27 protein-coding genes are annotated in these 24,653 nt (G+C 62.1%); 18 read left to right on the top strand and 9 right to left on the bottom strand.

Annotated elements, in window-relative coordinates; translation table 11 throughout:
* The first annotated feature begins 70 nt into the window (after nucleotides 1–70).
* The 5 genes from XB14_RS10140 (at nucleotide 71) to XB14_RS10120 (ending at nucleotide 5,836) form a co-directional block, all read left to right on the top strand.
* Nucleotides 71–1,513 (top strand): UbiA family prenyltransferase, encoded by a 1,443-nt coding sequence (locus XB14_RS10140; protein WP_077961955.1) that lies wholly within the window; start codon nucleotides 71–73, stop codon nucleotides 1,511–1,513.
* A complete protein-coding gene (locus tag XB14_RS10135; RefSeq protein ID WP_077961450.1) occupies nucleotides 1,510–2,832 on the top strand; it encodes an FAD-binding oxidoreductase in 1,323 nt (440 codons plus the stop codon). Before XB14_RS10140 ends, XB14_RS10135 begins: the two co-directional genes overlap by 4 nt.
* 93 nt (nucleotides 2,833–2,925) lie before the next feature.
* Entirely contained in the window at nucleotides 2,926–3,366 is a 441-nt protein-coding gene (locus tag XB14_RS10130; RefSeq protein ID WP_065776746.1) for an EamA family transporter, read from the top strand.
* Entirely contained in the window at nucleotides 3,363–4,373 is a 1,011-nt protein-coding gene (locus XB14_RS10125; RefSeq protein ID WP_077961449.1) for an NAD-dependent epimerase/dehydratase family protein, read from the top strand. Before XB14_RS10130 ends, XB14_RS10125 begins: the two co-directional genes overlap by 4 nt.
* An 11-nt stretch (nucleotides 4,374–4,384) precedes the next feature.
* Entirely contained in the window at nucleotides 4,385–5,836 is a 1,452-nt protein-coding gene (locus tag XB14_RS10120) for an aspartate aminotransferase family protein (RefSeq protein ID WP_179119566.1), read from the top strand.
* Nucleotides 5,837–5,872: 36 nt separating this feature from the next.
* Here the strand turns inward: XB14_RS10120 and XB14_RS10115 are convergent, their stop codons facing one another.
* On the bottom strand, nucleotides 5,873–6,472 hold the full coding sequence (locus XB14_RS10115) for a YceI family protein (protein WP_077961447.1): 600 nt from the start codon (nucleotides 6,470–6,472) through the stop codon (nucleotides 5,873–5,875).
* A complete protein-coding gene (locus tag XB14_RS10110; RefSeq protein WP_077961446.1) occupies nucleotides 6,469–7,089 on the bottom strand; it encodes a cytochrome b in 621 nt (206 codons plus the stop codon). The genes XB14_RS10115 and XB14_RS10110 overlap by 4 nt, the downstream gene beginning before the upstream one ends.
* Nucleotides 7,090–7,283: 194 nt before the next feature.
* Here XB14_RS10110 and XB14_RS10105 point away from each other — a divergent pair, with 194 nt between their 5' ends.
* From XB14_RS10105 to XB14_RS10080, 6 genes are all read left to right on the top strand, one after another.
* Complete coding sequence (locus XB14_RS10105; RefSeq protein WP_143348318.1) at nucleotides 7,284–7,763, top strand: hypothetical protein; 480 nt, start codon at nucleotides 7,284–7,286, stop codon at nucleotides 7,761–7,763.
* Between the two features lie 183 nt (nucleotides 7,764–7,946).
* On the top strand, nucleotides 7,947–8,432 hold the full coding sequence (locus XB14_RS10100; RefSeq protein WP_077961444.1) for a GNAT family N-acetyltransferase: 486 nt from the start codon (nucleotides 7,947–7,949) through the stop codon (nucleotides 8,430–8,432).
* 65 nt (nucleotides 8,433–8,497) lie between these two features.
* Entirely contained in the window at nucleotides 8,498–9,391 is an 894-nt protein-coding gene (locus XB14_RS10095; protein WP_077961443.1) for a class I SAM-dependent methyltransferase, read from the top strand.
* A gap of 145 nt (nucleotides 9,392–9,536) precedes the next feature.
* On the top strand, nucleotides 9,537–10,307 hold the full coding sequence (gene tpiA, locus XB14_RS10090; RefSeq protein ID WP_077961442.1) for a triose-phosphate isomerase: 771 nt from the start codon (nucleotides 9,537–9,539) through the stop codon (nucleotides 10,305–10,307).
* Between the two features lie 131 nt (nucleotides 10,308–10,438).
* Nucleotides 10,439–10,930, top strand: coding sequence for a preprotein translocase subunit SecG (gene secG / locus XB14_RS10085; RefSeq protein WP_077961441.1), 492 nt, complete (start codon nucleotides 10,439–10,441; stop codon nucleotides 10,928–10,930).
* 138 nt (nucleotides 10,931–11,068) lie between these two features.
* Nucleotides 11,069–12,706 carry a CTP synthase gene (locus XB14_RS10080; RefSeq protein WP_077961440.1) on the top strand — a complete coding sequence of 546 codons (1,638 nt, stop codon included), beginning with the start codon at nucleotides 11,069–11,071 and terminating at the stop codon, nucleotides 12,704–12,706.
* A gap of 99 nt (nucleotides 12,707–12,805) precedes the next feature.
* On the opposite strand, the gene XB14_RS10075 is transcribed toward XB14_RS10080, so the two are convergent.
* The 7 genes from XB14_RS10075 to XB14_RS10045 all read right to left on the bottom strand — a co-directional run bounded on the left by XB14_RS10075 (nucleotide 12,806) and on the right by XB14_RS10045 (nucleotide 17,914).
* On the bottom strand, nucleotides 12,806–13,453 hold the full coding sequence (locus tag XB14_RS10075) for an SdpI family protein (RefSeq protein WP_077961439.1): 648 nt from the start codon (nucleotides 13,451–13,453) through the stop codon (nucleotides 12,806–12,808).
* Nucleotides 13,450–13,719: an autorepressor SdpR family transcription factor gene (locus XB14_RS10070; protein ID WP_210190009.1), complete on the bottom strand. Its 270-nt coding sequence runs from the start codon at nucleotides 13,717–13,719 to the stop codon at nucleotides 13,450–13,452. The genes XB14_RS10075 and XB14_RS10070 overlap by 4 nt, the downstream gene beginning before the upstream one ends.
* Nucleotides 13,720–13,863: 144 nt before the next feature.
* Nucleotides 13,864–15,051 (bottom strand): DUF418 domain-containing protein, encoded by a 1,188-nt coding sequence (locus XB14_RS10065; protein WP_077961438.1) that lies wholly within the window; start codon nucleotides 15,049–15,051, stop codon nucleotides 13,864–13,866.
* A gap of 236 nt (nucleotides 15,052–15,287) precedes the next feature.
* The gene (locus tag XB14_RS10060; protein ID WP_077961436.1) at nucleotides 15,288–15,944 is read right to left on the bottom strand and encodes a CDP-alcohol phosphatidyltransferase family protein; all 657 of its coding nucleotides are present in this window, start codon (nucleotides 15,942–15,944) and stop codon (nucleotides 15,288–15,290) included.
* Nucleotides 15,928–16,326 carry a hypothetical protein gene (locus XB14_RS10055; RefSeq protein WP_077961434.1) on the bottom strand — a complete coding sequence of 133 codons (399 nt, stop codon included), beginning with the start codon at nucleotides 16,324–16,326 and terminating at the stop codon, nucleotides 15,928–15,930. Before XB14_RS10055 ends, XB14_RS10060 begins: the two co-directional genes overlap by 17 nt.
* A complete protein-coding gene (locus tag XB14_RS10050) occupies nucleotides 16,323–17,273 on the bottom strand; it encodes a phosphatidate cytidylyltransferase (RefSeq protein ID WP_077961433.1) in 951 nt (316 codons plus the stop codon). Before XB14_RS10050 ends, XB14_RS10055 begins: the two co-directional genes overlap by 4 nt.
* Nucleotides 17,270–17,914 (bottom strand): lysophospholipid acyltransferase family protein, encoded by a 645-nt coding sequence (locus XB14_RS10045; RefSeq protein WP_077961953.1) that lies wholly within the window; start codon nucleotides 17,912–17,914, stop codon nucleotides 17,270–17,272. Before XB14_RS10045 ends, XB14_RS10050 begins: the two co-directional genes overlap by 4 nt.
* Before the next feature lie 529 nt (nucleotides 17,915–18,443).
* Here XB14_RS10045 and XB14_RS10040 point away from each other — a divergent pair.
* The 7 genes from XB14_RS10040 (at nucleotide 18,444) to pdhA (ending at nucleotide 24,643) form a co-directional block, all read left to right on the top strand.
* Entirely contained in the window at nucleotides 18,444–19,256 is an 813-nt protein-coding gene (locus tag XB14_RS10040) for a class I SAM-dependent methyltransferase (RefSeq protein WP_077961432.1), read from the top strand.
* A 207-nt stretch (nucleotides 19,257–19,463) separates the two neighbouring features.
* The gene (locus XB14_RS33170) at nucleotides 19,464–19,634 is read left to right on the top strand and encodes a hypothetical protein (protein ID WP_156134117.1); all 171 of its coding nucleotides are present in this window, start codon (nucleotides 19,464–19,466) and stop codon (nucleotides 19,632–19,634) included.
* Between the two features lie 181 nt (nucleotides 19,635–19,815).
* Nucleotides 19,816–20,706 (top strand): VOC family protein, encoded by an 891-nt coding sequence (locus XB14_RS10035; protein ID WP_077961431.1) that lies wholly within the window; start codon nucleotides 19,816–19,818, stop codon nucleotides 20,704–20,706.
* On the top strand, nucleotides 20,706–21,548 hold the full coding sequence (gene kdsA / locus XB14_RS10030) for a 3-deoxy-8-phosphooctulonate synthase (protein WP_179119565.1): 843 nt from the start codon (nucleotides 20,706–20,708) through the stop codon (nucleotides 21,546–21,548). Before XB14_RS10035 ends, kdsA begins: the two co-directional genes overlap by 1 nt.
* A gap of 137 nt (nucleotides 21,549–21,685) precedes the next feature.
* Entirely contained in the window at nucleotides 21,686–22,960 is a 1,275-nt protein-coding gene (eno, locus tag XB14_RS10025) for a phosphopyruvate hydratase (protein ID WP_077961428.1), read from the top strand.
* Between the two features lie 179 nt (nucleotides 22,961–23,139).
* A complete protein-coding gene (locus XB14_RS10020; protein WP_034795840.1) occupies nucleotides 23,140–23,460 on the top strand; it encodes an FtsB family cell division protein in 321 nt (106 codons plus the stop codon).
* 136 nt (nucleotides 23,461–23,596) lie between these two features.
* The gene (gene pdhA, locus XB14_RS10015; protein ID WP_077961427.1) at nucleotides 23,597–24,643 is read left to right on the top strand and encodes a pyruvate dehydrogenase (acetyl-transferring) E1 component subunit alpha; all 1,047 of its coding nucleotides are present in this window, start codon (nucleotides 23,597–23,599) and stop codon (nucleotides 24,641–24,643) included.
* Nucleotides 24,644–24,653 lie beyond the last annotated feature (10 nt).

Raw genomic sequence — 24,653 nt, 5'->3', positions numbered from 1 at the left:
GCGGGCCGCGTTTCCACTCTGGAAAGTTGAAGTCGTGATGATACCGGCAACTATGGCTGGGATGGACTTCATGGACGCGCGCACCGAGACACGGCACATTCCGCTGTGTGTGGATCTGGACGGCACTTTGCTGGCTGCCGACACCCTGTGGGAAGGGGCGGCGATCATCCTGCTGCGCAATCCGCTGATGCTGTTTCCCATGCTGTTCTGGCTGACAAAAGGCAAGGCACGGCTGAAGCATGAAGTGGCGCTGCGGTCCGGCCGCCGGGCGGAAGACTGGCCCTACCGGCAGGCCGTCATCGACCGGCTCGCGCAGGAGAAGAAGACGGGGCGCGAGCTGGTGCTGGTCACCGGTGCCGCGCCATCCGTCGCAAAAGACATTGCCGAGCATGTGGGCGTCTTTTCGTCGGTGATGCATTCGACGGACGAGCTCAACCTGACGAGCAGCCGCAAGCGCCAGGCGCTGGTCGAACGGTTCGGCGACGGCGCCTTCGACTATATGGGCAACAGCCGCGACGATATCGCCGTCTTCGAGGTGGCGCGCCGCGCGATCGTGGTCTCGCCCGATGCGGCCGCGGAAAAATGGCGCCGCAACCATGACGCCGAGCGGCTCGACACGGGCAAGGTGAGCGCGCTTGCGCCGCTGAAGTCGATCCGGGTACATCAATGGGCGAAGAACGTGCTCATCGGCGTGCCGATGATCCTCAATCACGAAGTGCTGCACTTCGATGCGATCGTCAGCGTCATCATCGCCTTCTTCGCCTTCAGTTTCCTCGCTTCCGCCGTCTACGTCATCAACGATCTTTCGGATCTCGCCAACGATCGCCGCCACGCGAAGAAACGCTACAGGCCGCTCGCCAGCGGCCAGATGTCCGTGCCGACGGCGCTGGTGCTGGCCGGGTGCCTCATCCTCGCCTCCATGGCGCTGACCCTTCTCTTGCCCTGGAAGTTTGCCGGGGTGCTCGCCTTCTACGCCTGCGCCACGACGGCCTATACCTTCGTGCTGAAACGCAAGCTGCTCGTCGACGTGTTCACGCTCGCCGGCCTCTACACCATGCGCATCGTCGCCGGCGCGGCGGCGACGGGCACCGAACTCTCCTTCTGGCTGGTGTCCTTTGCGATCTTCTTCTTCCTCAGTTTGGCTCTGGTGAAGCGTTACGTCGAGTTGCACGAATTCGAGGACAAGGACGGCGGCAATGTACCCGGGCGCGGCTATCTTGCCGTCGACTTCGAAATGGTCGGGCAGGCGGGCGTGGCGTCAGCCTTTACCTCGGCCCTGGTTCTGGCGCTCTACGTGCACAGCAAGGAGCTGCAGGAGATGTACACCACGCCCTGGGCGTTGTGGCCTCTCTGCCCGCTGGTGCTCTATATGTTGCTGCGCATCTGGATGCTCGCACGCCGCGGCATGCTGCATGAAGATCCTGTTGTCTTCATCATGCGCGACTGGCGCAGCCAATTGACCATGCTGGTTGGCGCGCTGCTCATCCTCTTTGGAGCCATCGGGCCGCAATGACATTTGAAGACCATGAAAGCTGGGGCCGCCTCGACAATCGGGCGCGGCCGGCCATTTTGCCTGACGACTATGAAGACCGCCTCGGGAACCTGGAGGCCGGAGGATTCTTGCCCTTCGGCAACGGCCGCAGTTATGGCGACAGCTGCCATAATGATCAGGGCCTGCTGATCGAGAGCCGCAGACACGCGCGCATCCTCGCGTTTGATCCCGGTACCGGCATGATGACCTGCGAAGCGGGCGTGACGCTGCGTGAGGTACTGGAGCGCGCGATCGAGCATCGCTTCTTCCTGCCGGTGACGCCCGGTACGGCCTTCGTGACCGTCGGCGGCGCGGTCGCCAATGACGTGCATGGCAAGAACCACCACGCGCGCGGCACCTTCGGCAATCACGTGACGGCGTTCACGCTGCTGCGCTCGACCGGCGAACGGCTGACCTGCTCGCCGGTCGAAAACCCGGAACTCTTCGCCGCGACCATCGGCGGCATGGGTCTGACCGGACTGATTCTCACCGTGGATATCCGGTTGATGAAGGTGCCTTCGCCGCATGTTCAGCAGCACGCGATCCGCTTCGAAAACCTGGACCGATACTTTGCGCTCGTCGACGGCGTCGATGCCGAGCACGAATATTCCGTCGCCTGGATCGATCAGCTTGCCACGGGATCCCGCATGGGGCGGGGCGTGCTTCTTGCCGGCGACCATGCCGATGGTTCATGCGAGTTGCCCGACGTTCCCAAGGGCCTGAAACTCTCGGTGCCGTTTTCCCCTCCGTTCAATCTGCTGAACCGGGCAACTTTGAAGGGCTTCAACGAGTATTATTTCCGCAAGGTGAAGCCGGGCGAAACCGTAACGACGGTTCCCTGGACGTCCTATTTCTACCCTTTGGACGCGATCGGCGCGTGGAACCGGCTCTATGGTCCGCGCGGGCTCTACCAGCATCAGAGCGTCTATCCCGCGGAGAACGCTCCGGAGATCACGGCCAAACTCATGGAAACCGCCCGTCAGGCCGGCCATGCCTCGTTCCTGACGATCTTGAAGCGGTTCGGCGACATCGGCTCCCGAGGCATCCTCTCCTTCCCGCGTCCCGGTTTTACTTTGACGCTGGACTTCGCCAATCAAGGTGAACGGACAGTAAAGCTGCTCGACGCGCTCGATCGCATCGTGATCGAGGCCGGCGGCGCGGTCAATCCTTACAAGGATGCCCGTATGAACCCGCAAGTATTTGAAAAATCATTCCCTTTATGGAGAAAGGTCGAAGCGCTGCGCGATCCGGCGCTCGTTTCGAACTTCTGGAAACGCACGGCTCTGGCTTTGCCAGAATGAGAATGCAAACAATTTTATTCAATTAAATGCGCAAACTTCACGGAATATCCGTCTCTTGCCCGTAAGTAGATTTTCGGGACTGGGAGTAAAACTATGAAATATATTCCATTCATTCTCTTTACGGTGCTCACCAACGCCGCTGCCCAGCTGATGCTGAAGCAGGGCATGATGACGCTCGGACCGATTTCGATGACCGCTGAGACGGCAATTGTCCGGCTGTTTCAGATCGTCTTCAACCCTTGGGTCTTCGCCGGTCTTGCGACCTTCGTCATCTCGATGGCGTCGCATCTCTACGTGCTGTCGAAGGTCGAGCTTTCCTTTGCCTATCCGTTCCTGAGCCTCGCTTACGTCGCCGTCGCGGTCTTTGCTTATTTCGTCTTTCGCGAAGACCTCAACGCCTGGCGCATCGCCGGCATCGCGCTGATCTGCGCCGGAACCGTTCTTATCGCCCAATCGGGCATTTCATCCCATGCCGACGACAAGCCGGCCGATGCCGCCGGGGTGAGCACCGCAGAATTCGGGAGCAAGTCATGAAACACATCATCTTTGGTGGCGACGGCTTCGTGGGCCGTCACCTGGCGGAACGTCTCGTCAAGGAAGGCGAGGACGTCGTTGTCGCCGATATCGTCAAGTCCGACCTGCCGCACTACGGCCGCGTGCGCTTCGTTCATTGCGACGTCACCGATCTGGAAGCCGTCCAGAAGGTCGGCATCGGTCCTGACGACATGATCTACAACATGGCGGCCAAGATGCTGTCGCCGCTGCAGGTCCGCGCGAAGCGCTGGGAGTTTTTCTGGCCGGTCAACTATTACGGTGCCGAGAACATCATGAAGGCCATGGACGCCGCCGGCGCATCGCGCCTCGTGCAGTTCACCACCGACATGATCTACGGCCATACGGTGCAATCGCCGCAAACCGAAGACCATCCGGCAAAGCCGCTCGGCGAATACGGCAAGTCGAAATGGGCGACCGAGCAACTGGCCATGCAATGGCGCAAGCAGGGCATGAACATTTCGATCTTCCGCCCGCGCCTGATCATCGGTCCCGGCCGTCTTGGCATTCTCGAAAAACTGTTCAAGCTGATCGACCTGAACCTGCCGGTGCCGATGATCGGCTCGGGCAAGGTGCCCTACCAGTTCATCTCCGTGTTCGATTGCGCCGAAGCCGCTCGCCTTGCCTGGAAGGGTGGCGTGCCGAACGAAGCTTACAATCTCGGCTCCGACAATCCGCCTTCGGTGCGCGAACTGCTCGGCAAGCTGATCAAACATGCGGGATCGAAGTCCTTCCTGCTGCCGACGCCCGCCTTCGCGGTCAAGCAGACGCTCGCCTTCTTTGACCTGGTCAACAAGCCGATCATGGATCCGGAACAGTATCTGATTGCCGACGAGATGTGCGTGCGTGAGACCGGCAAGCTGAAGCGCGAGCTCGGCTGGCGTGCGGAATTCAACGATGGCGACATGCTGATCGCCGCCTATGACGAATATCGGGCCAAGAAGATGGGCGCCGCAGCTCCTGAAGCTGTCGCCGTACCGGCCGAATGAGGGGAGACACCATGCTGGACAGACCGAACCGTATCGCCGTTGCCGCCCCTTCGCTCGACGGCGGCGTTGCCAGGCCCGATCTCATCACGGTCGAACAGGCCAAGGCCATGTCGATCGGCGACATCACCACCGCGTTCAAGGAACACCTGAACCCGGGCCAGCTCCACTTCATGAAGCTTCTCGGCTTTCACAAGGTGAAGATCGAGAGCGCTGAAGGCATGTTCTATACCGACCAGAACGACCGCAAGATCCTCGATTTCTTCGGTGGTTTCGGCTCGCTCGCCTTCGGCCACAACCATCCGCGCATTCTCGACGCCCGCCAGAAGTTCCAGGACGAAAAGCGCCACGAGATCGCCATCGCCTTCATGTCGCAATATGCGGCGGCTCTGGCGAAGAACATCGCCGCCTGCTCGCCCGGCGATCTCGATATGGTCTTCCTCGGTTCCTCCGGCTCGGAAGCGATGGAGGCCGCGGTCAAGCTCGCCGAGCGCGCCGCCGGCCCGAAGCGGCCGAAGGTCGTCTATGCCGAGAATTCCTTCCACGGCAAGACCAAGGGCGTGCTCGCCATCACCGACGGCCAGCTCTACCGTGCCGACTTTAAGATCACAGACAACACCGTGCGCGTGCCCTTCGCCGATATCGACGCGGTGGAGAATGCCTTCAAGTCCGATCCGGAAATCGGCGTCATCGTGCTCGAAACCATCCAGGGCGGCGGCGGCATCATCCAGGCGCCGGCGGAATACTGGCAGAAGCTGCGCGCGCTCTGCGACAAGTACGGCGTGCTCTGGGTCGCCGACGAAGTGCAGTGCGGCTATGGCCGCTCCGGCCGCTTCTATGCCTTCGAGCATTACGGCGTCGTGCCTGACGTGACGGCGCTCGCCAAGTCGCTTGGCGCCGGCAAGGCCGCCGTCGGCGCGATGATTGCCCGCCGCGAAGTCTACATGAAGGCCTATGGCACGCCGAAAACGGCGATGATCCACGCGATGGCGACCTTCGGCGGCATGGGCGAGGCCTGCGTGACGGCGATCGAAGGCATCAACGTGCTCTATGACGAGCACCTGATCGACCGCGCCGCCGACAGCGGCAGCTATCTGCTCGACCGCCTGCAGGCACTCAAGGAGAAGTATCCGAAGATCATCAAGGACGTCCGCGGTCAGGGGCTGATGGTCGGTCTGGAATTCCAGGACTTCAGCCAGACGCTGCCGATGGTGCTGCGCCCCGTCGTCTCGATGCTCGACGACAAGCTCAAGGGTTCGCTCTCCGGTTTCATCGGCGCGCTGCTCCTGCGTGACTACGATGTGCTCGTGGCTTTCACCGAGTACAATCGCAACGTCATCCGCCTCGAGCCGCCGCTGATCTGCGAGCGCGCCCATGTCGACCAGTTCATCGCAGCCCTCGACGACCTGCTCGGTCGCGGCATCGTGCGCATCGTCAAGGATTTCGTCGGAAGCCAGATCGGCTGACCGACGGACCTATCGCTTTCCAAGGGGCAGGGGCATTCAGCGCCTCTGCCCTTTGATGTTCATGTCGAACTGGACAACGTTGGAATAGATCGGCGTGCCAACATCCATGCCATAGGGCGAGCGATGAATGTTGCCGCGGATGTTGAAGGCGATCGAACCACGGCTCCAGTCAAGCAGCGTCACCAAAAAGCGTTCCTTCCGCGAGGTTCCGCGCGCCGTAAGCGTACCTTCGACCGCCGCCGTATCGGGGCCGGTCTGCTTCACATTCGTCGAGCGGAAAGTGACGGTGTTGTAGTTCGCGGTGTCGAAGACGGCGCTCGACTTCAGGAAATCCTCAATCCGCTTTTCTCCCGTCTTCACGCTTTCCGGATAAAGCGTGAACTCGACCGTCGAGTGGCCGACATCATTTCGGTCGATGCGGAAATTGCCGGAAAACTTGGCGAAATCGCCGACAATGCCGCCGCCACCCGCCTGGGCAACCGTAAAGTGGATGCGGGAAGCCGACGTGATGCCGTAGTTGCCGGCGGCATCGGCGAGGTCCGGTGCGGCGGCAGTGGCGGACGATGGAACGCTCCCCAGAGCCAGCAGCAGCGTGAAAGCAATGGTCTTCGTTGGTGATTGCGAGCGCAGTGTCATGGTTTCTTCCTTCCGGCGATAACCGGATCCGATCCTGCCGCCTGGGAGGACGCGCGTTGGCGAGAGCCGGTCTGAAGCATGCGGACGAGGACGTCGTCGCGGCGTGCGAAGTGGTGGTAGAGGGCGGCGAGAGCGTGAAGCGCGACGAAGCTGAGCAGGAGATAGGCGAGCGTCATATGGACGAGCGTCCAGAAGTTTTCGGCAGCTTCCGACTTCGCCATCGGCAGATGGGGAATGACGATCCAGTTGAAGTAGAAGCTCGGAATGTTCAGCGTCGATGTCGATGCTACCGCCCAACCGGCAAGCGGAACGGCAAGCGCGAGCACGATGAGCACGACATGGGTAGTGCTGGCCGCGTGGCGCTCGAGCATGTTGAGGCCTGCGGGCGGACGCGGGCGAACCTCGACCAGGTGCCACAGGGCACGGATCGTTGCCAGCCCGAGTGCGGTGAAGCCGAGCGACTTGTGCCATTGATAAAGCGAAAACTGCAGCGCCGGATCGACGGGTGTTCGCCGCATGACGAAGCCGAGGCCGAGCAGGGCTAGGATCAGCGCCGCAATCGCCCAGTGGAGGACGATGGTGATCCATCCAAATCCGGCTTTGTCGTTGCGCAGCATGCCCGACCTCGTGGCCGTTCGCCCGGCCGCTATTGGCTCGGCGACTGCGGTATGACTCATGAGTTCGTGCTTTTATTCGCCTGTAATACCATAAAATTGCACTGAGATCCTTGTTGATTTCGGCAAGCTATGGTCCATTTGCCAATGGAGGGGACACGGAGGGGTTGTTCCCGGGAGCATGTGGACTGGCGTACATGACAAAGAAGAAAACGACACCAATGAACCCGCATGAACGGGAAGCCTACGAGCACGCTCGTGCGGGCATTCGGCTTGGAACCGAAGGCGAATATGGCAAGGCGGTCGATGCCTGGCGTCTGGCATCCGACATAGCCGATGCCCACCTCGCTTTCACGGACATGTACTACTGGGTCAAGAGCGGCTACGGCGCCGCACTTTGCGATGCGGGGCACCATCGGGAGAGTATTGCCGTCTCTCTGCTTGCCCGTGAGTGGACACTCGCACGGCGCCAGCCGCTTTCGTCGCTTTCGATCGCGCGCGCTCATCTGGCGCTTGGCGAAGGCGAGGCGGCAGCACCCTATCTTCGCGAGGTTCACGCCCTGATCGGAGATGCGATCTTCGAGCAGTTCGACGAGGATCTCGAAGGCGACGTTCACGCGGCGATCGCCGGTTTGGAGAACGGCGACGACCGGCCGACGGCCGGTCGCTCCAAGTGAAGGCGGGCGCATAGCCATGACATAGCGGTGCCGGAATCTGGCGGGATACCGGCAATTCAGAGGTGGCGTTTTCTCGCCATGATTTCATTCTATCCGCCGATTGCCCCTTTAGCGGGTGATTCGAGGCTGGCCGTTCTGGTTCCGGCCCTTTTTTAACATTTTGATTTTTCTAAGGAGTTTCCCATGAGTGAAACCGTATTGCCGGCTGATGCCGAAATTACCCTTCGGCGCATATCAGCCCTGACCGTCTGCGACGTCTGCGAACTCAGCGAAACGCTGAGCGACGAACAGCGCAACATGGTGGCGGACAACGGCACCTCGATCGCCGAGGCGCATTTTTCCGAGAATGCCTGGTTCCGTGCGGTCTATGCCGACGAAACGCTCATCGGCTTCATCATGCTGCACGAAGGATCCGACTGGGACGACGGCATCGATTGCCCGGGTGTCTATCTCTGGCGCTTCATGATTGCCCGGCCTTTCCAGGGCAAAGGTTACGGCAAGCAGGCCATCGCCCTTGTCGTGCGCGATCTGAAGGCGCGCGGCCTTCACGAGCTCTACACGAGCTACGGACAGGGCCCCGGCAGTCCCGAGGGGTTTTACCACGGCCTCGGCTTCAAGCCGACGGGCGAGTACTATGACGACGAGCTTGAGGCCGTTCTGAAGTTCTAAAAACGTGGCGCGGGCACTGAGCAGCATGTTCCGTGCCCGGCGCCGGGATTTTCGTGAGTAGAAAAATGAGTATAGATCTGCACGAGGCCAACCGCCTCTCCTGGAACGCCGCGACCGTCGCGCACAATAGCCACAAGGGCGACCAGGCCGCCTTCTTCCGCGCCGGCGGCTCCACGCTCTATCCGGAGGAGATCGAATTGCTCGGTGATCTCGCCGGGCTCGACCTCCTCCATCTGCAGTGCAATTCCGGTCAGGACAGCCTGAGCCTTGCGCGGCGCGGCGCGAATGTGACGGGCGTCGATATCTCGGACGAGGCGATCGCCTTTGCCACACGCCTTTCGACGGAAAGTGGCGTCGCCGCTGCCTTCGAACGGTCGGACTTGTTCCAGTGGTTCGACGACGCCCGCAAGGCCGGCCGCCGGTTCGATCGCGTATTTGCTTCCTATGGTACCATTTGCTGGCTATCGGACCTCGGTGTCTGGGCGCGTGGCATCGCCGATGTGCTGAAGCCTGGCGGGCGTTTCGCGTTCATCGAGTTCCATCCCTTTGCGATGGTCTTCGATCAGAGCTGGAAGCCCCACTACGACTACGCCCCCAGGGAGCCGGTGGCAGAAGCGGGCGTCGGCGACTATGTCGCCGACTCGGGCGCAGGCCTTGCGCACGGCGGCTACCGGGAGGGCGTCGTGGGCTTCACCAATCCACACCCCTCCTTCGAGTTCAATTGGGGTATCGCCGATGTCGTGCAGGCCCTGATCGACGCCGGGCTCGGGATCGAATGCCTGAAGGAGTATCCCTATGCCAATGGCTGGGTGGGCTTCGAAGGCATGCGCGACCTTGGCGGCGGGCGCATGGCGCCGCCTTCGACGATGCCGAGCCTGCCGCTGATGTATGCGATTGCGGCCGCAAAGGCCGGGTCGACGCGGGAAGTTGGCCAGCAGATCGGGCGCCCTTCGCCGTGATCTGCCTGACGCGTCGCGCCTGAAAATGCTTGCGGCGGGGCAGGGCAGCCGGTCCCGCCGCCCATGAATAATCGCCGGCGGTGCTTTTATTTGCCGGCTGCATTTGCTAGGCCGCTTCCGGAGAAAAGCATCCGGAGGAAACTGCATGACGCCCGATATCCGCCCGCTCGTCGCCGGCAACTGGAAGATGAACGGAACCCGCGCCTCGCTCGATCAGATCAAGGCGATGGCCGAAGGGGTCAAGGGCGAACTCTCCGCCAAGGTCGAAACGCTGATCTGCCCGCCGGCAACGCTGCTTTACGTGGCGACGGCGCTTTGCGACGACAGCCCGCTTTTGATCGGCGCGCAGGACTGCCACCAGAAGCAGTCGGGCGCGCACACCGGCGACCTCTCGGCCGAAATGATTGCTGATTGCTTCGGCACCCACGTCATCGTTGGCCACTCCGAGCGCCGTACCGATCACGCCGAAAGCGATGCCCTGGTGCGTGCCAAGACGGAAGCGGCGCATGCCGCGGAACTCGTGGCGATCGTCTGCATCGGCGAGACCGGCGACGAGCGCAAGTCCGGCAAGACGCTCGACGTCCTGAAGCGCCAGCTCGCCGAAAGCCTGCCGGATGCCACGACGGCCGAAAACACCGTGATTGCCTACGAGCCCGTCTGGGCGATCGGCACCGGGCTGACGCCGACGGCGGCCGATGTCGAGGAGGCCCATGCCTTCATGCGCAAGGAACTGGTCGCACGCTTTGCCGACGCCGGCGCCAAGATGCGCATCCTCTATGGTGGGTCGGTCAAGCCGTCGAACGCTAGGGAATTGATGGGTGTTGCCAATGTCGATGGCGCCCTCATCGGTGGCGCGAGCTTGAAAGCCGAAGACTTCCTCGCCATCTACCGGGCTTATGAAGAATTGACGGCCTGATCGCCCGGAGCGCCGGGCAGGGGCTTTTAATGGCGCACGGCATGGTATAAAGAGGCGCGAAAATTGCGCCCGGCCATGCCGAGTTTGCGCATGGTTTGATTCGTGTGCCCCAAGGGCAGGACTGGAAGCTGATGCAGACCGTACTACTCGTCATCTATCTCATGGTCGTCGTCGCCCTGATCGGCGTCGTTCTCATTCAGCGTTCCGAAGGCGGGGGCCTTGGCATCGGAGGCGGCTCGGGCTTCATGTCCGCGCGCGGTACGGCCAATGCGCTGACCCGCACGACCGCGATCCTTGCCGCACTCTTCTTCGTCCTGGCGCTCGGCATGGGCATCCTTGCGCGTTACCAGCCGCAGGCGACCGACATCCTCGACCGTATCCCGGGCACCAGCTCGAACGGTGGTGGCGTCCTCAATTCGCTCGGTGGCGGCGCTCCGGCTCCGGCTGGCGGCGCGACTGAACAGCAGCCGGCGACCGGCAATGCTGCTCCGGCTGGCAATGGCGTCCCCTCGACGACCGCACCGGCAACGACGGGCGAAGCCCCGGCCGGCGGTGCAACGACCCCGGCACCGGCTGGTGGTGCCAACAACAACTCGGGATCGCAAGTTCCCAGCGGCCAATAAGGTCGCAATTCTGAAGAACCCGCCGGCGGATGTTTCATCCGCCGGTTTTGTTTTGTGTGAAATCTGCCTCCATCCCAAGACGAAAAGTTCTGGAATATGAATTTTTCGGTGGCGGAATCATTTGTGAAAAGGTATCCGGTGACTCCCATGGCGCGATATGTATTCATCACTGGCGGCGTGGTTTCCTCCCTCGGAAAAGGCATCGCTGCGGCAGCTCTCGGAGCACTGCTGCAGGCGCGTGGCTACCGGGTGAGACTGCGCAAGCTCGACCCCTATCTCAACGTTGACCCGGGCACCATGAGCCCGACCCAGCACGGTGAGGTTTTCGTAACCGACGATGGCGCGGAGACCGATCTCGATCTCGGCCACTATGAACGCTTCACGGGGCGTTCGGCGACGAAGACCGACAACATCACCACTGGCCGGATCTACAAGAACATCATCGACAAGGAACGGCGCGGCGACTATCTCGGCGCAACCGTTCAGGTGATCCCGCACGTTACCAACGAAATCAAGAACTTCGTCACCGAAGGGAACGACGACTACGACTTCGTTCTCTGTGAAATCGGCGGCACCGTCGGCGACATCGAGGCGATGCCGTTCATGGAGGCGATCCGCCAGCTCGGCAACGACCTGCCGCGCGGCACCGCTGTCTACGTCCACCTGACGCTGATGCCCTATATCCCGGCTGCCGGCGAACTGAAGACCAAGCCGACGCAGCATTCCGTCAAGGAACTGCAGGCGCTCGGCATCCACCCTGATATCCTGCTCGTTCGCGCCGACCGCGAAATTCCGGAAGCCGAGCGCCGCAAGCTCTCGCTGTTCTGCAACGTTCGCCAGTCGGCCGTGATCCAGGCGCTTGACGTTGCCTCGATCTACGACGTTCCGATCGCCTACCACAAGGAAGGCCTCGACAACGAAGTGCTCGCCGCATTCGGCATCGAGCCGGCACCGAAGCCGCGCATGGACGCCTGGGAACGGGTTGCCGATCGCATCCGCACGCCGGAAGGCGAAGTCACGATCGCGATCGTCGGCAAGTACACCGGCCTCAAGGACGCCTACAAGTCACTGATCGAAGCGCTTTACCACGGCGGCATCGCCAACCGGGTGAAGGTGAAGCTCGAGTGGATTGAGTCGGAAGTCTTCGAGAAGGAAGACGCCGCACCCTACCTCGAAAAGGTGCATGGCATCCTCGTTCCCGGCGGCTTCGGCGAGCGCGGTTCCGAGGGCAAGATCAACGCGGCGCGCTTCGCCCGCGAGCGCAAGGTGCCCTATTTCGGCATCTGCTTCGGCATGCAGATGGCGGTCGTCGAGGCGGCCCGCAATCTCGCCGGCATCGAGAAGGCGTCGTCCACCGAGTTCGGCCCGACCAAGGAGCCGGTCGTTGGCCTCATGACCGAGTGGGTGAAGGGCAACGAGCTCGAGAAGCGTTCCGCTTCCGGCGATCTCGGCGGCACGATGCGCCTCGGCGCCTATCGCGCGGCACTCAAGGGCAACACCAAGATTGCCGAAATCTACGGTTCGACCGAGATTTCCGAGCGTCACCGTCACCGCTACGAGGTCAACGTCGACTACAAGGATCGCCTTGAGTCCTGCGGCCTGGTCTTCTCCGGCATGTCGCCTGATGGCATCCTGCCGGAAACTGTCGAATATCCTGATCATCCGTGGTTCATCGGCGTTCAGTACCATCCGGAACTGAAGTCGCGCCCGCTCGATCCGCACCCGCTGTTTGCAAGCTTCATCGAAGCTGCACTTGAGCAGTCCCGCCTCGTCTGAGGCGACATCGGGTAAAACATAAAAGGCCGGTCGCAAGACCGGCCTTTTGCATTTGTGCTGGCGCGTTACGCCGCGGCTGAACTGCGACGCCCGGAGCCACTAATTCCGGCGGGTGAGGCGGTAGCTGTAGAGCGTGGCGATTGCGACCGGCAGCAGCATCGCGGCGATTGTGGCTGCGGCAAGCGCGGGACCGGTGCTCATGGCGAGGGCCAGCAGCGCCAAGGTGATCCCTGCGCAGACCATCAGCAGCCCCGCAAGCCGGTGCGTCGCTCGCCAGTTGGCGGCGTCGGAGAGCGTCCATGGCAGTCGGATGCCGGCAAGGCCGTTCGGCTGCGATTTCGGCAGGACGTTGCCGACGACGATCGACAGAAGCCCGAGGCTGAACGCGATCACGCGCGTCATCGGGAGATCGATGCCGAGCCCGATCAGCACGATCACCGCCTGAATGGCGGCAAAGAGCGCGAGGATGCCGGGGAGGGTGACTTGGGCGATATGCCGGCCTGCCTGAAGCTCGGCCTGTGGTGCAAATCGAGCGACGGCAAGTGAGAGTGCGGCAAGCACGGCAACCGCCACGGGCGCCAGCGCCAGCGCCCGGTCACGCGGCCAGAAGGCGTCGGCGGTGCCATCGACGCCCCAATGGATCGGAAGCGAAGCCTCGGCGGGGATTGCGAGGTAGCCGACGAGCGTGGCGGAAAGCAGAATGCCGCCTGATACCAGCGCGATCGGGGAGCGCAAAAGCGAGGTCATGGTGTTTGATCCCTTGTGCCGAGGAGACCGCCGAGCGCCTCTTCGAGGATGGACATGTTGAGGTGGTAGATGAGGCTGGTGCCGCGCCGCTCGATGGCGACGAGTTCCGCCTCCCGCAGCTTGTTGAAATGCACTGACAGCGTCGGCTTGGTCAGGTCGAAATGCTCGGCGAGTTCGCCCGCGCTCATCGGTCCGGCCTTCAGCAGTGTCAAAATCTGCCGTCGTACCGGATGAGAAAGTGCCTCGAAAACCCTGTTGATCCGCATCGCCTCGTTCGCCTTGTCGAGTTCATATTTAGAAAAATATCTAATTAGAGTAAATACGAAATATGATGCCCTTGAGGGGGGGCGGAAATGAAAATGCCCGGCGTCCAAAGTGCCGGGCATTGGTGATTGCAAACCTGATTTCTTTTAGCGTGCCGGCGCCGCTTTTCGCCATTGCGGCGCGCGCCAGATAGTGATGAAGCGCAGTACCCATTCGAGCGGCCCATAGGCGAAACGGGTCATCCACCAGCGGCTAGTGAAAAGCTGGACCATGAAGATGGCAAGAGCGATCAGGACTGTCGTCAGTGGCGACACCTGGCCGATGAGGCCAAGGCCGTAGCCGTGGAAGACCAGCGCCAGAAGCAGCGACTGCATCAGATAGTTGGAAAGCGCCATGCGCCCGGCCGGCGCCAGCAGATCGCGCAGGCGTTGGCCGGCCTTGGACCCGAAAAACAGCATCATGACGCCAACATAAGCGCCGGTGAGAAACGGGCCGCTGATAAGCCCGATCGAAAGCCCGATGATCGCGATTGGCGAATCAAGCTTTATGATGCTGGCATAGGCGTAGATGGCGGCGCCGGGCAGGCCGATCCAGAGACCAGAACGAACGAGGCGCTGGAACAATGCCTTGTTCTCCTCCGGCCGCGCTAAGGTCTTGCGACGCCCGGCGATCAGGCCGAGCAGGAACATCGCCAGCGCGCATGGCGCTTGCAGCAGCGCGAGGATGATCCAGACCGAGTTGAGCTCCGTCAGGTGCTGGCCGATGACGGCTTGCCAGTCGCCGCGGAAGGCAAGCTCGGCCGCCTCCGCGGCGGAAAGAATGGCAGACCGATCGAGCGGCATCGGATCCAGAGCGATGAGGATGCCGAGCGTGCCCCAGATGATGGCGAGGATAAGGACCAGCCATTTCGCCAGGCGGAAGAGGGCCGCATCGCTGCGGTTTCTGAGCGTCAGGAGGACGATGCCAAGCACCGCGTAGGTGGTGAGAATATCGCCATGGAAAAGCAGGATCGCATGGGCAAGCCCGATCAGCCAGAGGCCCATCTGGCGGCGCAAGAGCCTGGGCACGAAGGCCTCGCCGGATTTTTCCGCCGAACGCATCTGCAGGGTGAAGCTGTAGCCGAACAGGAACGAGAAGAGCAGGTAGAATTTCATCTCGAAGAACAAGGCGATCACGAAATGCACGCTGCGATCGAGGATGCCGCCGAAGGCGGGGTCCGAGAGTTCCAGGCCGTAGAAGGCCGAGGCAAAGGCCATGCTGTTGACGAGAAGAATGCCGAGCAGTGCAAAACCGCGCAAGGCGTCGACATCGTCGATGCGATCGGGGGTGGACATCGGTGGTCTCCGTTGCGGCAGGCGCAGGAGGATCGCGCCATAACCTATTGAAAAATTTACTCTCGACGCGATGACGCTACTTCGGCGGCCGCCGAGGCGGGAGGCCTATGGCGCCGGGGCAGGTTCATGACACCAGAGTCATTTAATAAATAGACTAGTCAATCTAATAAGGAACAAACGTCAAGGGGCGGCGGAACATATTCCGTCGGCCGTGTCGGACGTTTGTGAAGATGCGGTTAGCGCTTGTCGGTCTCGCCGTGCCGAAGCCAGGAAATCTGCCGGCGGGCTCGCAGCAGCGCCGTCAACGCCGCGCCGGCTGCGACCAGCAACAGGGCAATCCAGAGGACTTCGCCATCGCCGAGCCAGAGACCTTCAAAGGCGGACAGCACGGCAGCGGCCGTCATCGTCGCCATGCGGTGCTGTTTGGCCATCGGGCCGGAGAAGTCGCTTGGCGCGCCATTGGCCCGGCCGAGCTCGCGCACATAGGCCGTCAGCACGGCGAAGGCGGCTGCCGCGTAACCGAGGGCCGGGACGCCGATCCCGTATCCGGCGCCGATGAAGATGAGGATGTCGGCGACCCGGTCGGGGAATTCGTTCCAGAACGGGCCGTCGGCCTCGCCCTTGCCGCCCTCGACGGCCACCATGCCGTCGAAGAGATTGCAGAGCAGGCGCATTTGGCAAAAGAGAGCGGCAGCAATGTACAGCGCCGCTCGCGAACCATCTTCCGTTTCGCCGGCAAGCCAGAAGGAAAGGCCGCCCAGTGCCGCTGCCAGCATGCTCGCCTGCGAGATCCGGTTCGGCGTGATGCTCATCGATGCCAAGCGGCGTGCGATGGCCTGCGCCCAGCGGGTGTTGCGGCTTGCGAGCGGCCTGCGGTCACCGGTTTCGGTCATGTGCGCCTCGGCTGATGGAGTAGTTGTAGAGGGCGGCATAAGTAGTCGATACCGTGAGCGGCAGCGCAATCGTCTTGAGGATCTCTGGCGTGCCGCTGGCGGCGTGGATCACCACGAGCGCTGCAGATGAACCAAGGCAAGCGACGAGCGGAGGCAGGATCAAGCGGCCCGCACCGCTGAACCGCCTCGAAAGCGCATCGACCGCTGTCTTGAGGTAGAGCGTCAAAAGCGCCGAAAGCGTACCTTGGACGACGCCGGCAACGAGCGGCTTGGGCACCGGGTGATGGCGGTTGGCAAAAAGCGCCCAGCCGCCCATGGCGACAAAGGCAAATGCCACGTGCACGACGCCGCTCGATGCCAATCCCTTCAGTTTGGCGATCATGTCAGCGACCACCAGTAACGCGTCAGATGGAAGAAGATCGGCGCCGAGAACACGACGGAATCCAGCCTGTCGATCAGGCCGCCATGGCCCTCGATCAGGTGTCCCCAGTCCTTCACGCCGCGGTCCCGCTTGATTGCCGACATCACAAGCCCGCCGAAGAAGCCCATCAGAGTGATGATGAGCGACATCAGCGCCGCCTGCACGGGCGTGAACGGGGTGATCCACCAGAGCGACGCGCCGATCAGGGTTGCGCTCGCAACCCCGCCTACAAAGCCCTCGACCGTCTTCGAGGGCGAAAGGGTGGGCGCGATCTTGGTTTTGCCGAAGAGCTTGCCCCAGACATACTGCAGCACGTCGCTCGACTGCACGACGATGACGAGGAAGGCGATGAGAAGCACGTTGCGCCCCTCGTATCCCGGGATCTGCAGGGTCAGCAGCGCCGGGACGTGCGAGGCGCAGAAGACGCAGATCATCAGCGCCCACTGTACCTCGGAGATCCTGAGCAGGAAGTCGCGCGTGTCGCCGCGCATCACCGCGATGATCGGCATCAACAGGAAGGCATAGACCGGCACGAAGATCGAATAGATGCCATACTCTTCCGCCCAGAGCAGGAAGTAGTTGATCGGCAGCACGACGAAGAAGGCGGCGGCGATCGCCCAGTGATCGGCGCGCCGCGTGTTGATGAGCGTGATGAATTCGCGCAGCGCCGCAAACGAGCAGAAGGCAAAGAGCAGGAGCACGCCGACCCTGCCGGCGACGAAGGCGATCGCGATCAGAATGACCATCGCCCACCAGGCCTTGATGCGGGCGTTGAGGTTTTCTATCGCGCCGTTCGTACCGTCGGGTGACAGCCTCTGCTTGAGCACGTAACCGATGCTCGACGCCAGAACGAGAATACCGCCGACGCCTGAGAGCAGTTTGAGCATGTCCAGACTTGCCGTGCTCATGCATTGTCTTCCGTCGAAGTGGGGGAAAGCGCGAGCAGGGCGGCCTCGGCGCGTGCGATGAATTCTTCCTTCGTCTCCTGCGCCTTGAGGCGCATCGGTTCGCCGAAGGTTACGGTACAGATCAGCGGGATCGGCACGAACTCTCCCTTGGGCATGACGCGGTTGAGATTGTTGATCCAGACGGGAACCAGCGCCACGTCCGGCCGCTTGCAGGCAAGGTGGTAGAGCCCACTCTTGAAGGGCAGCAAACGCGCCTCGGTCTGGTTGCGGGTCCCCTCGGGAAAGAGGATGAGCGATGAGCCGTCGTTGAGCACGGTCGTCATCTGCTCGACCGGATCCTGGGTGCGCGCCTCCGGGTCTCGCTCGATCAGCACGGCGTCGAAGACGTCGCGGCCGATGAAGGCGGAGAGTTTCGATTTCAGCCAGTACTCCGCGCCTGCGACCGGCCGTGCGCGTTCCCTGAGCCAAGGCGGCAAGACCGCCCAGACCAGCACGAAATCGCCGTGGCTGGAGTGGTTGGCGAAATAGACGCTCTGCTTCGGCGGCAGGCCGGTCTCATGCCAGATGGCGCGGGCCGCCGTCAGTGCGCGCGCAAACATCATGATGGCGATGGAAGCCAGCTTGGCCGTCAGATCGCGGATCATGCGGTTTCAAATCCGGTCGGAACCGACGGGTCGACGCGCCTTGCAGAGCGTATCGACCTAGCCCGGATGCGTTTCAACAATAGGATCAAGCGCTGCCCCTCAGCCTGCGCCTGGCGTAACCCCAGGCTGCAATCGACCAACTTTACGCGATTGCGCCCGCTTCTCAAGCGGTTGAAATCACACGCAGTGGGATAACGTGCCGGACACTCCGGATATTCGCTCGTGCTTGAGAAGGGTTCGAACGCGATGCGACGCCGCGCCACAGTCGGCGCGCCCAAAGCCATCGTCACCGGCATTGACCGTCAGCCGCCCGCCCGATAGCTTGCGGTCGCAAACAGAGGAGCGTCGTCCAATGCGCCAGTAATGCCCGGTGAAAACCGAATCGCCTCAACTTCGCTTGCGAAGAGGATGGACGATGGCATTGCTGCGATCCGCATCGACGGACGAACGCCGAGGCATTTCTGCCTGCGATCTCCATTCGCCTTCGTGAGCGGTCACATCAGGACAAAGTTTCCAGGGACCGAACATGCAAGATATTTCCTCCTTCAATCTCGATATCATCGATCACAATCGCCAGGCGTGGGACAGGCAGGTAAGCCAGGGCTGCGAATGGTCGCGTCCGGTACCACCGGAGATGATCGCCGACGCCCGCAAAGGGCAGTGGCAGGCGCGGCTGACGCCCGGCGATCTGCCGAAGGGCTGGCTGCCTGACGTCAGGGGCAAGAAAATCCTGTGCCTGGCGTCCGCCGGCGGCCAGCAGGCTCCGATCCTGGCTGCGGCTGGCGCCGAGGTCACGGTCTTCGACATCTCCGAGGGGCAACTCGATCAGGACCGGCGCGTCGCCGAACGCGAGGGGCTGTCGCTTTCGGCCGTGCAGGGCGACATGCGAGATCTCTCAGTGTTTGCGGATGAGACCTTCGATATCGTCTTTCATCCGATCTCGAATCTCTATGTTCCGGATATCCAGCCGGTCTGGCAGGAATGCCACCGGGTTCTGAAGACCGGCGGCCGACTGCTTTCGAGCTTCTACAATCCGATCGTTTTCGTCGGCGACCGGGATTCGGGTCATGCGGAAAAGGGCCTCATCCGGCCGGCTTACCGGCTCCCCTTTGCCGAGGCGGAGCATTTCGCTCCCGATGTCGTACAGGCCAAGATCGATCGGGGCGAAGCCCTGGTGTTCGGGCATAGCCTGTCCGCGCAGATCGAGGGGCAATTGCAGGCCGGTTTCCTGTTGGCCGGCTTCCACGAGGATTGGCAGCCGTCGGCTCGTTTCCTGATCGACAGGTTCGTGCCGACCTTCATCGCCACCTTTGCCATCAAGAGCGATCTCGGCCTTTGAAGTAATCGTTTGAGGAACGCGCGCCTTCTGGTGCGCGCCACCCACAGAGCAATCGCGGGCGCCTGCGATAACCCGCGGTTGCTTTTCAGGGCAATGCTGCTCGTCGATCATCGTGTCGTGTTACGCAGCGTTACTGTTACGTACTCGCCAAGGCACCGGTTTCGTACTTTTCTGTTCGGCAGCGAAACTGGAAAGGGGTCCATCCGTATGCGCTTCATCGCTTTGTTGTTCGTGCCTTTGGCGGTCGCCGTGCTGGGGCTTTCGGGTTGTGCCTCGACGTCCTCGACCAATACGTCCTACACGCAGCCTCAGACGTTCGCCCCCGGTCTCGGTGCGGGGAACACGGCCAACGCCACGACGGCGCCGGGCTACTACTGACCTTCCGGCGGTTCGTCTCCCGCTGACAAGCATGATCCGCGGCGGCCGCGGCCGGCCGCGGGCCGTTCGTGTTTGCGGCAACGCCTCGAACCCGGACCGCTGATCCGTTCCCTGGTCGCGACCCGGCTTGCATTCGCCGGCCAAAAGTTGCAAACAGCGGCGAACCATCAGGGAACACGCCATGAGCCTCTCCAAGCGCACCACCCGCCCGCTCGATCACCTCGTGCTGCCGGTGGATACGCTTACCCAGGCGCGGCGTCGGCTTTCCAATCTCGGCTTCACCGTCGCCGACGATGCCCGCCATCCCTTCGGCACCGAAAATGCCTGCGTCTTCTTTGCCGACGGCACCTATCTCGAACCGCTAGCCATAGCGTCCCGCGAGGAGTGCGAAGCCGCTGCACTCGACGGCAATGCCTTTGTGGCGCGTGATCAGGCGTTTCGTTTCCGCCAGGGACCGGAAGGCCTCTCGGCGCTGGTCTTCGGCACCGAGGATGCGGCGAGCGACCACATCCGCTTTCGCGCCCGCGGCATCTCCGGCGGCGATATGCTGGAGTTTTCCCGGCCGATGAAGCTGCCGGATGGCCGCGAAGGTCTGGGATCGTTCCGCCTTGCCTTTGCCGCCGACCTGCGCGCGCCGGATCTCTTCCTCTTCAACTGTCAGCGCATCCGGGCGCTCCCCACCGATCGGGCGGCGCTGGAGCAGCACGGCAACGGCGTGATCGGGATAAGCGAAGTGGTTCTGTCGGAAACCAATCCGACCGATTTCCAGTACCTGCTGCAGGAAGCGGTCGACGAGCGCGAGGTCACGGCGCATTCCTTCGGCATGGATGTCGCGACCACCAATGCCAAGGTCTCGGTGCTGAACGCCGCCGGCATGGAAGCCTTCTTCGGCCGCTCGGTGCGCGACGCCGAGCGGGGCCTGCGCGGGCGGGCGGTTGTTTTCCGCGTCGCCGATCTCGAGGCAACGCGGGCGCTCTTTGCCGAGAACGATATCGAATTTGCAGAAATGGGCGGGCGCCTCATTGTCCCCGAAATGCCGGGGCAAGGGGTGATCTTCGCGTTTGGAGTTTGATGATGAAAACCAATGTCAGAGTCGTTGTCGGTGAGGGCGCCCGTCAGGTCGTCTTCGCACAGACCGAGAAGTTGTCGCTGATCGCCGGCCCCTGCCAGATGGAGAGCCGTGAACACGCCTTCATGATGGCGGGCGCGCTCTCCGAACTCTGCAACAAGCTCGGCCTCGGCCTCGTCTACAAGTCCTCCTTCGACAAGGCCAACCGCACGTCGCTTTCGGGCAAGCGTGGCATCGGTCTCGACAAGGCGATGGAAATCTTCGCCGACCTGAAGAAGGAATTCGGCTTTCCGGTTCTGACCGACATCCACACCGAAGAGCAATGCGCTTTGGTCGCCCCGACGGTCGACATCCTGCAGATCCCGGCCTTCCTGTCGCGCCAAACCGACCTTCTCGTCGCCGCCGCCAAGACCGGCCGCGCGATCAACGTCAAGAAGGGCCAGTTCCTGGCGCCCTGGGACATGAAGAACGTGCTGGCGAAGTTCACCGAGAGCGGCAACCCCAATGTCATGCTCTGCGAGCGCGGCGCCTCCTTCGGCTACAACACGCTGGTCTCCGATATGCGCTCGCTGCCGATCATGGCCTCGCTCGGCGCGCCCGTCGTCTTCGACGCCACCCACTCGGTGCAGCAGCCGGGCGGGCAGGGCGGCTCCTCCGGCGGCCAGCGTGAATTCGTCGAGACCCTCGCGCGCGCCGCTGTCGCCGTCGGGGTCGCAGGTGTGTTCGTCGAGACGCACGAAGACCCGGACAATGCACCGTCGGACGGCCCGAATATGGTGCATCTGAAGGACATGCCGCGGCTGCTCGAAAAGCTGCTCGCCTTCGACGCGATCGCCAAGAGCTGAGCCATCAGCGGCGTTCCGTGAAATTTTCATGAACCGCAATGGCGCGGTTGTTTTTGCATCTTGCGCGCCATTGTAATTTCGAGGCCTTGGCGTATGACAGGCCCCGACCACCCACCGTCCTCAACAGGGAAGAGATCATGACTGCAATCATCGACATCATCGGCCGAGAAATTCTGGACAGCCGCGGCAACCCGACCGTCGAGGTCGACGTGTACCTGGAAGACGGAAGCTTCGGCCGTGCGGCGGTTCCCTCGGGCGCCTCGACGGGTGCGCATGAGGCTGTCGAACTGCGCGATGGTGGTACGCGTTACCTCGGCAAGGGCGTCGAGCGCGCCGTCGAAGCCGTCAACGGCGAGATCTTCGAAGCGATCGGCGGTCTCGATGCCGAGAACCAGATCCAGATCGACAAGACCATGATCGAGCTCGATGGCACGTCGAACAAGTCGCGCCTCGGCGCCAACGCCATCCTCGGCGTTTCGCTCGCCGTTTCGAAGGCTGCCGCTGAAGCTGCCGGCCTGCCGCTCTACCGTTACGTCGGTGGCCCGAACGCCCACGTGCTCCCGGTGCCGATGATGAACATCATCAACGGCGGCGCCCACGCCGACAACCCGATCGATTTCCAGGAGTTCATGATCGTTCCGGTAGGCGCCGACACGATGCGCGATGCCGTTCGCATGGGCTCGGAAGTGTTCCACACCCTGAAGAAGCAGCTCGCAGCCGATGGCCACAACACCAATGTCGGCGACGAAGGCGGTTTCGCGCCGGGTCTCGCCTCTGCCCCGGCAGCGCTCGACTTCATCATGAAGTCGATCGAGAAGGCTGGCTACAAGCCGGGCGAAGACATGTTCATCGCGCTCGATTGCGCCGCGACCGAATTCTTCAAGGACGGCAAGTACGTGCTCGAAGGCGAAGGCCGCACGCTCGAGCCGGGCGCCATGGCTGAATATCTGGCAGAACTCGCCGCCAAGTACCCGATCTTCTCGATCGAAGACGGCATGGCTGAAGACGACTGGGACGGCTGGAAGGCCGTGACCGATCTCATCGGCAACAAGTGCCAGCTCGTCGGCGACGACCTGTTCGTCACCAATTCGGCGCGCCTGCGCGACGGTATCAAGATGGGCGTCGCCAACTCGATCCTCGTCAAGGTGAACCAGATCGGCTCGCTGTCGGAGACGCTCGACGCCGTCGAGACCGCGCATAAGGCGCGCTACACCGCCGTCATGTCGCACCGTTCGGGCGAGACCGAGGACGCGACGATCGCCGATCTCGCGGTTGCCACCAACTGCGGCCAGATCAAGACCGGCTCGCTTGCCCGTTCGGACCGGCTCGCAAAGTACAACCAGCTGATCCGCATCGAAGAGCAGCTCGGCGTGCAGGCGAAGTACGCCGGCCGCTCGATCCTGCGCGGCTGATCCTCTAGCACCCGCGCGCCTTGTCCGGTGCGCGAAGGTCGCTCTGCAGCGCTAACGAAAAGAAGCCCGTCCACATCGCAATGTGGGCGGGTTTCTATTTTCCTGCCGTTCATGGTCAACGGTCGGTTAATCAATCGCCGCTAATCTGATGTCCGTACTGCGTATCAGGGCGTGAATGCATGTGGACACGGCATCATAAGAAACGGAAACTGGGTCGGCTGGTGATGCCGCTGATCGCGGTCGCCTTTCTCTCCTACTTCGGCTATCATTCCATTCACGGCGGCTACGGCCTCAAGGCGACCGAGCAATTCGATCGCCAGATCGTCGAGCGGCAGGCGCGGCTGGATAAGCTCACGAAGCAGCGAATGATCCTCGAAAAGGAGGTTCAGCTGATGAGTGATGGGTCGCTGGAACGGGACATGCTGGATGAAAAGGCTCGCCTCGCGCTCAACATGTCGCGAAGTGACGAGATCGTCATTTTTCACCGCGCTGCGAATTAACCTGAATTCAGTTAATCGAAATTTGTAGAGAAAAATCAACTATTTGCATGGAATGTGAGCCATGCAAATATGGCATTGCTGTGTCCGCTTTCTTTCCCTATGGTAACCGCAAAAGGCTAACCATTGGGAGGAACGAATGGCTCCGCGAAAATCCGCGTCCGTTTCCAGCCGCAAGAGTGCCGCAAAGCCGGCGAAGAAAGACTTCAACGGCGGCACGTTCGCCGAATTCTCCAAGGAAGAAGACCTGAGCGCCTACCGCGAAATGCTGTTGATCCGGCGTTTCGAGGAGAAGGCCGGCCAGCTCTATGGCATGGGCTTCATCGGTGGCTTCTGTCACCTCTACATCGGCCAGGAAGCTGTCGTCGTCGGCATGCAGATGGCGCTTAAAGAGGGCGATCAGGTTATCACCGCCTACCGTGATCATGGCCACATGCTGGCCTGCGGCATGAGCGCCCGCGGCGTCATGGCCGAACTCACCGGTCGTCGCAGCGGTCTTTCCAAGGGGAAGGGCGGCTCGATGCACATGTTCTCCAAGGAAAAGCATTTCTACGGTGGTCACGGCATCGTCGGCGCCCAGGTGTCGCTCGGCACCGGTCTTGCCTTCGCCAACCGCTATCGCGGCAACGACAATGTTTCCGTTGCCTATTTCGGTGACGGTGCGGCCAACCAGGGCCAGGTCTACGAAAGCTTCAACATGGCGCAGCTCTGGAAGCTGCCGGTGATCTACGTGATCGAGAACAACCGCTACGCCATGGGTACCTCCGTTTCGCGGGCTTCGGCACAGACCGACTTCTCGCAGCGCGGCGTCTCCTTCAACATCCCGGGCTTCCAGGTCGACGGCATGGACGTACGTGCGGTCAAGGCCGCCGGCGACGAGGCCGTTGAGCACTGCCGCTCGGGCAAGGGTCCGATCATCCTTGAGATGCAGACCTATCGCTATCGCGGCCACTCGATGTCCGACCCGGCGAAGTATCGCTCGAAGGACGAAGTGCAGAAGATGCGGTCGGAACACGACCCGATCGAGCAGGTGAAAGCACGTCTGACCGAAAAGGGCTGGGCGAACGAGGACGAACTGAAGCAGATCGACAAGGACGTCCGCGACATCGTTGCCGACAGCGCCGATTTTGCCCAGGCCGATCCGGAGCCGGATGCATCCGAGCTCTACACCGACATCCTGCTTTGATCCGGGGAGG

Origin of the sequence: Ensifer adhaerens, from assembly GCF_002007205.1 — a bacterium.
GTDB lineage: Bacteria > Pseudomonadota > Alphaproteobacteria > Rhizobiales > Rhizobiaceae > Ensifer > Ensifer adhaerens_D.
The sequence above is the reverse complement of the archived record's forward strand: the minus strand, read 5'-3'. Positions and strand labels throughout refer to the sequence as shown.

Coding starts and splice junctions, on each gene's coding strand:
- XB14_RS10020 (WP_034795840.1), top strand. CDS start 23,140: ATGTGGACACGGCATCATAAGAAACGGAAACTGGGTCGGCTGGTGATG.
- XB14_RS10135 (WP_077961450.1), top strand. CDS start 1,510: ATGACATTTGAAGACCATGAAAGCTGGGGCCGCCTCGACAATCGGGCG.
- XB14_RS10120 (WP_179119566.1), top strand. CDS start 4,385: ATGCTGGACAGACCGAACCGTATCGCCGTTGCCGCCCCTTCGCTCGAC.
- XB14_RS10115 (WP_077961447.1), bottom strand. CDS start 6,472: ATGACACTGCGCTCGCAATCACCAACGAAGACCATTGCTTTCACGCTG.
- kdsA (WP_179119565.1), top strand. CDS start 20,706: ATGATGAAAACCAATGTCAGAGTCGTTGTCGGTGAGGGCGCCCGTCAG.
- XB14_RS10040 (WP_077961432.1), top strand. CDS start 18,444: ATGCAAGATATTTCCTCCTTCAATCTCGATATCATCGATCACAATCGC.
- XB14_RS10035 (WP_077961431.1), top strand. CDS start 19,816: ATGAGCCTCTCCAAGCGCACCACCCGCCCGCTCGATCACCTCGTGCTG.
- XB14_RS10065 (WP_077961438.1), bottom strand. CDS start 15,051: ATGTCCACCCCCGATCGCATCGACGATGTCGACGCCTTGCGCGGTTTT.
- XB14_RS33170 (WP_156134117.1), top strand. CDS start 19,464: ATGCGCTTCATCGCTTTGTTGTTCGTGCCTTTGGCGGTCGCCGTGCTG.
- XB14_RS10070 (WP_210190009.1), bottom strand. CDS start 13,719: ATGCGGATCAACAGGGTTTTCGAGGCACTTTCTCATCCGGTACGACGG.
- pdhA (WP_077961427.1), top strand. CDS start 23,597: ATGGCTCCGCGAAAATCCGCGTCCGTTTCCAGCCGCAAGAGTGCCGCA.
- tpiA (WP_077961442.1), top strand. CDS start 9,537: ATGACGCCCGATATCCGCCCGCTCGTCGCCGGCAACTGGAAGATGAAC.
- XB14_RS10100 (WP_077961444.1), top strand. CDS start 7,947: ATGAGTGAAACCGTATTGCCGGCTGATGCCGAAATTACCCTTCGGCGC.
- XB14_RS10060 (WP_077961436.1), bottom strand. CDS start 15,944: ATGACCGAAACCGGTGACCGCAGGCCGCTCGCAAGCCGCAACACCCGC.
- XB14_RS10110 (WP_077961446.1), bottom strand. CDS start 7,089: ATGCTGCGCAACGACAAAGCCGGATTTGGATGGATCACCATCGTCCTC.
- XB14_RS10105 (WP_143348318.1), top strand. CDS start 7,284: ATGACAAAGAAGAAAACGACACCAATGAACCCGCATGAACGGGAAGCC.
- eno (WP_077961428.1), top strand. CDS start 21,686: ATGACTGCAATCATCGACATCATCGGCCGAGAAATTCTGGACAGCCGC.
- secG (WP_077961441.1), top strand. CDS start 10,439: ATGCAGACCGTACTACTCGTCATCTATCTCATGGTCGTCGTCGCCCTG.
- XB14_RS10050 (WP_077961433.1), bottom strand. CDS start 17,273: ATGAGCACGGCAAGTCTGGACATGCTCAAACTGCTCTCAGGCGTCGGC.
- XB14_RS10125 (WP_077961449.1), top strand. CDS start 3,363: ATGAAACACATCATCTTTGGTGGCGACGGCTTCGTGGGCCGTCACCTG.
- XB14_RS10055 (WP_077961434.1), bottom strand. CDS start 16,326: ATGATCGCCAAACTGAAGGGATTGGCATCGAGCGGCGTCGTGCACGTG.
- XB14_RS10075 (WP_077961439.1), bottom strand. CDS start 13,453: ATGACCTCGCTTTTGCGCTCCCCGATCGCGCTGGTATCAGGCGGCATT.
- XB14_RS10095 (WP_077961443.1), top strand. CDS start 8,498: ATGAGTATAGATCTGCACGAGGCCAACCGCCTCTCCTGGAACGCCGCG.
- XB14_RS10130 (WP_065776746.1), top strand. CDS start 2,926: ATGAAATATATTCCATTCATTCTCTTTACGGTGCTCACCAACGCCGCT.
- XB14_RS10140 (WP_077961955.1), top strand. CDS start 71: ATGGACGCGCGCACCGAGACACGGCACATTCCGCTGTGTGTGGATCTG.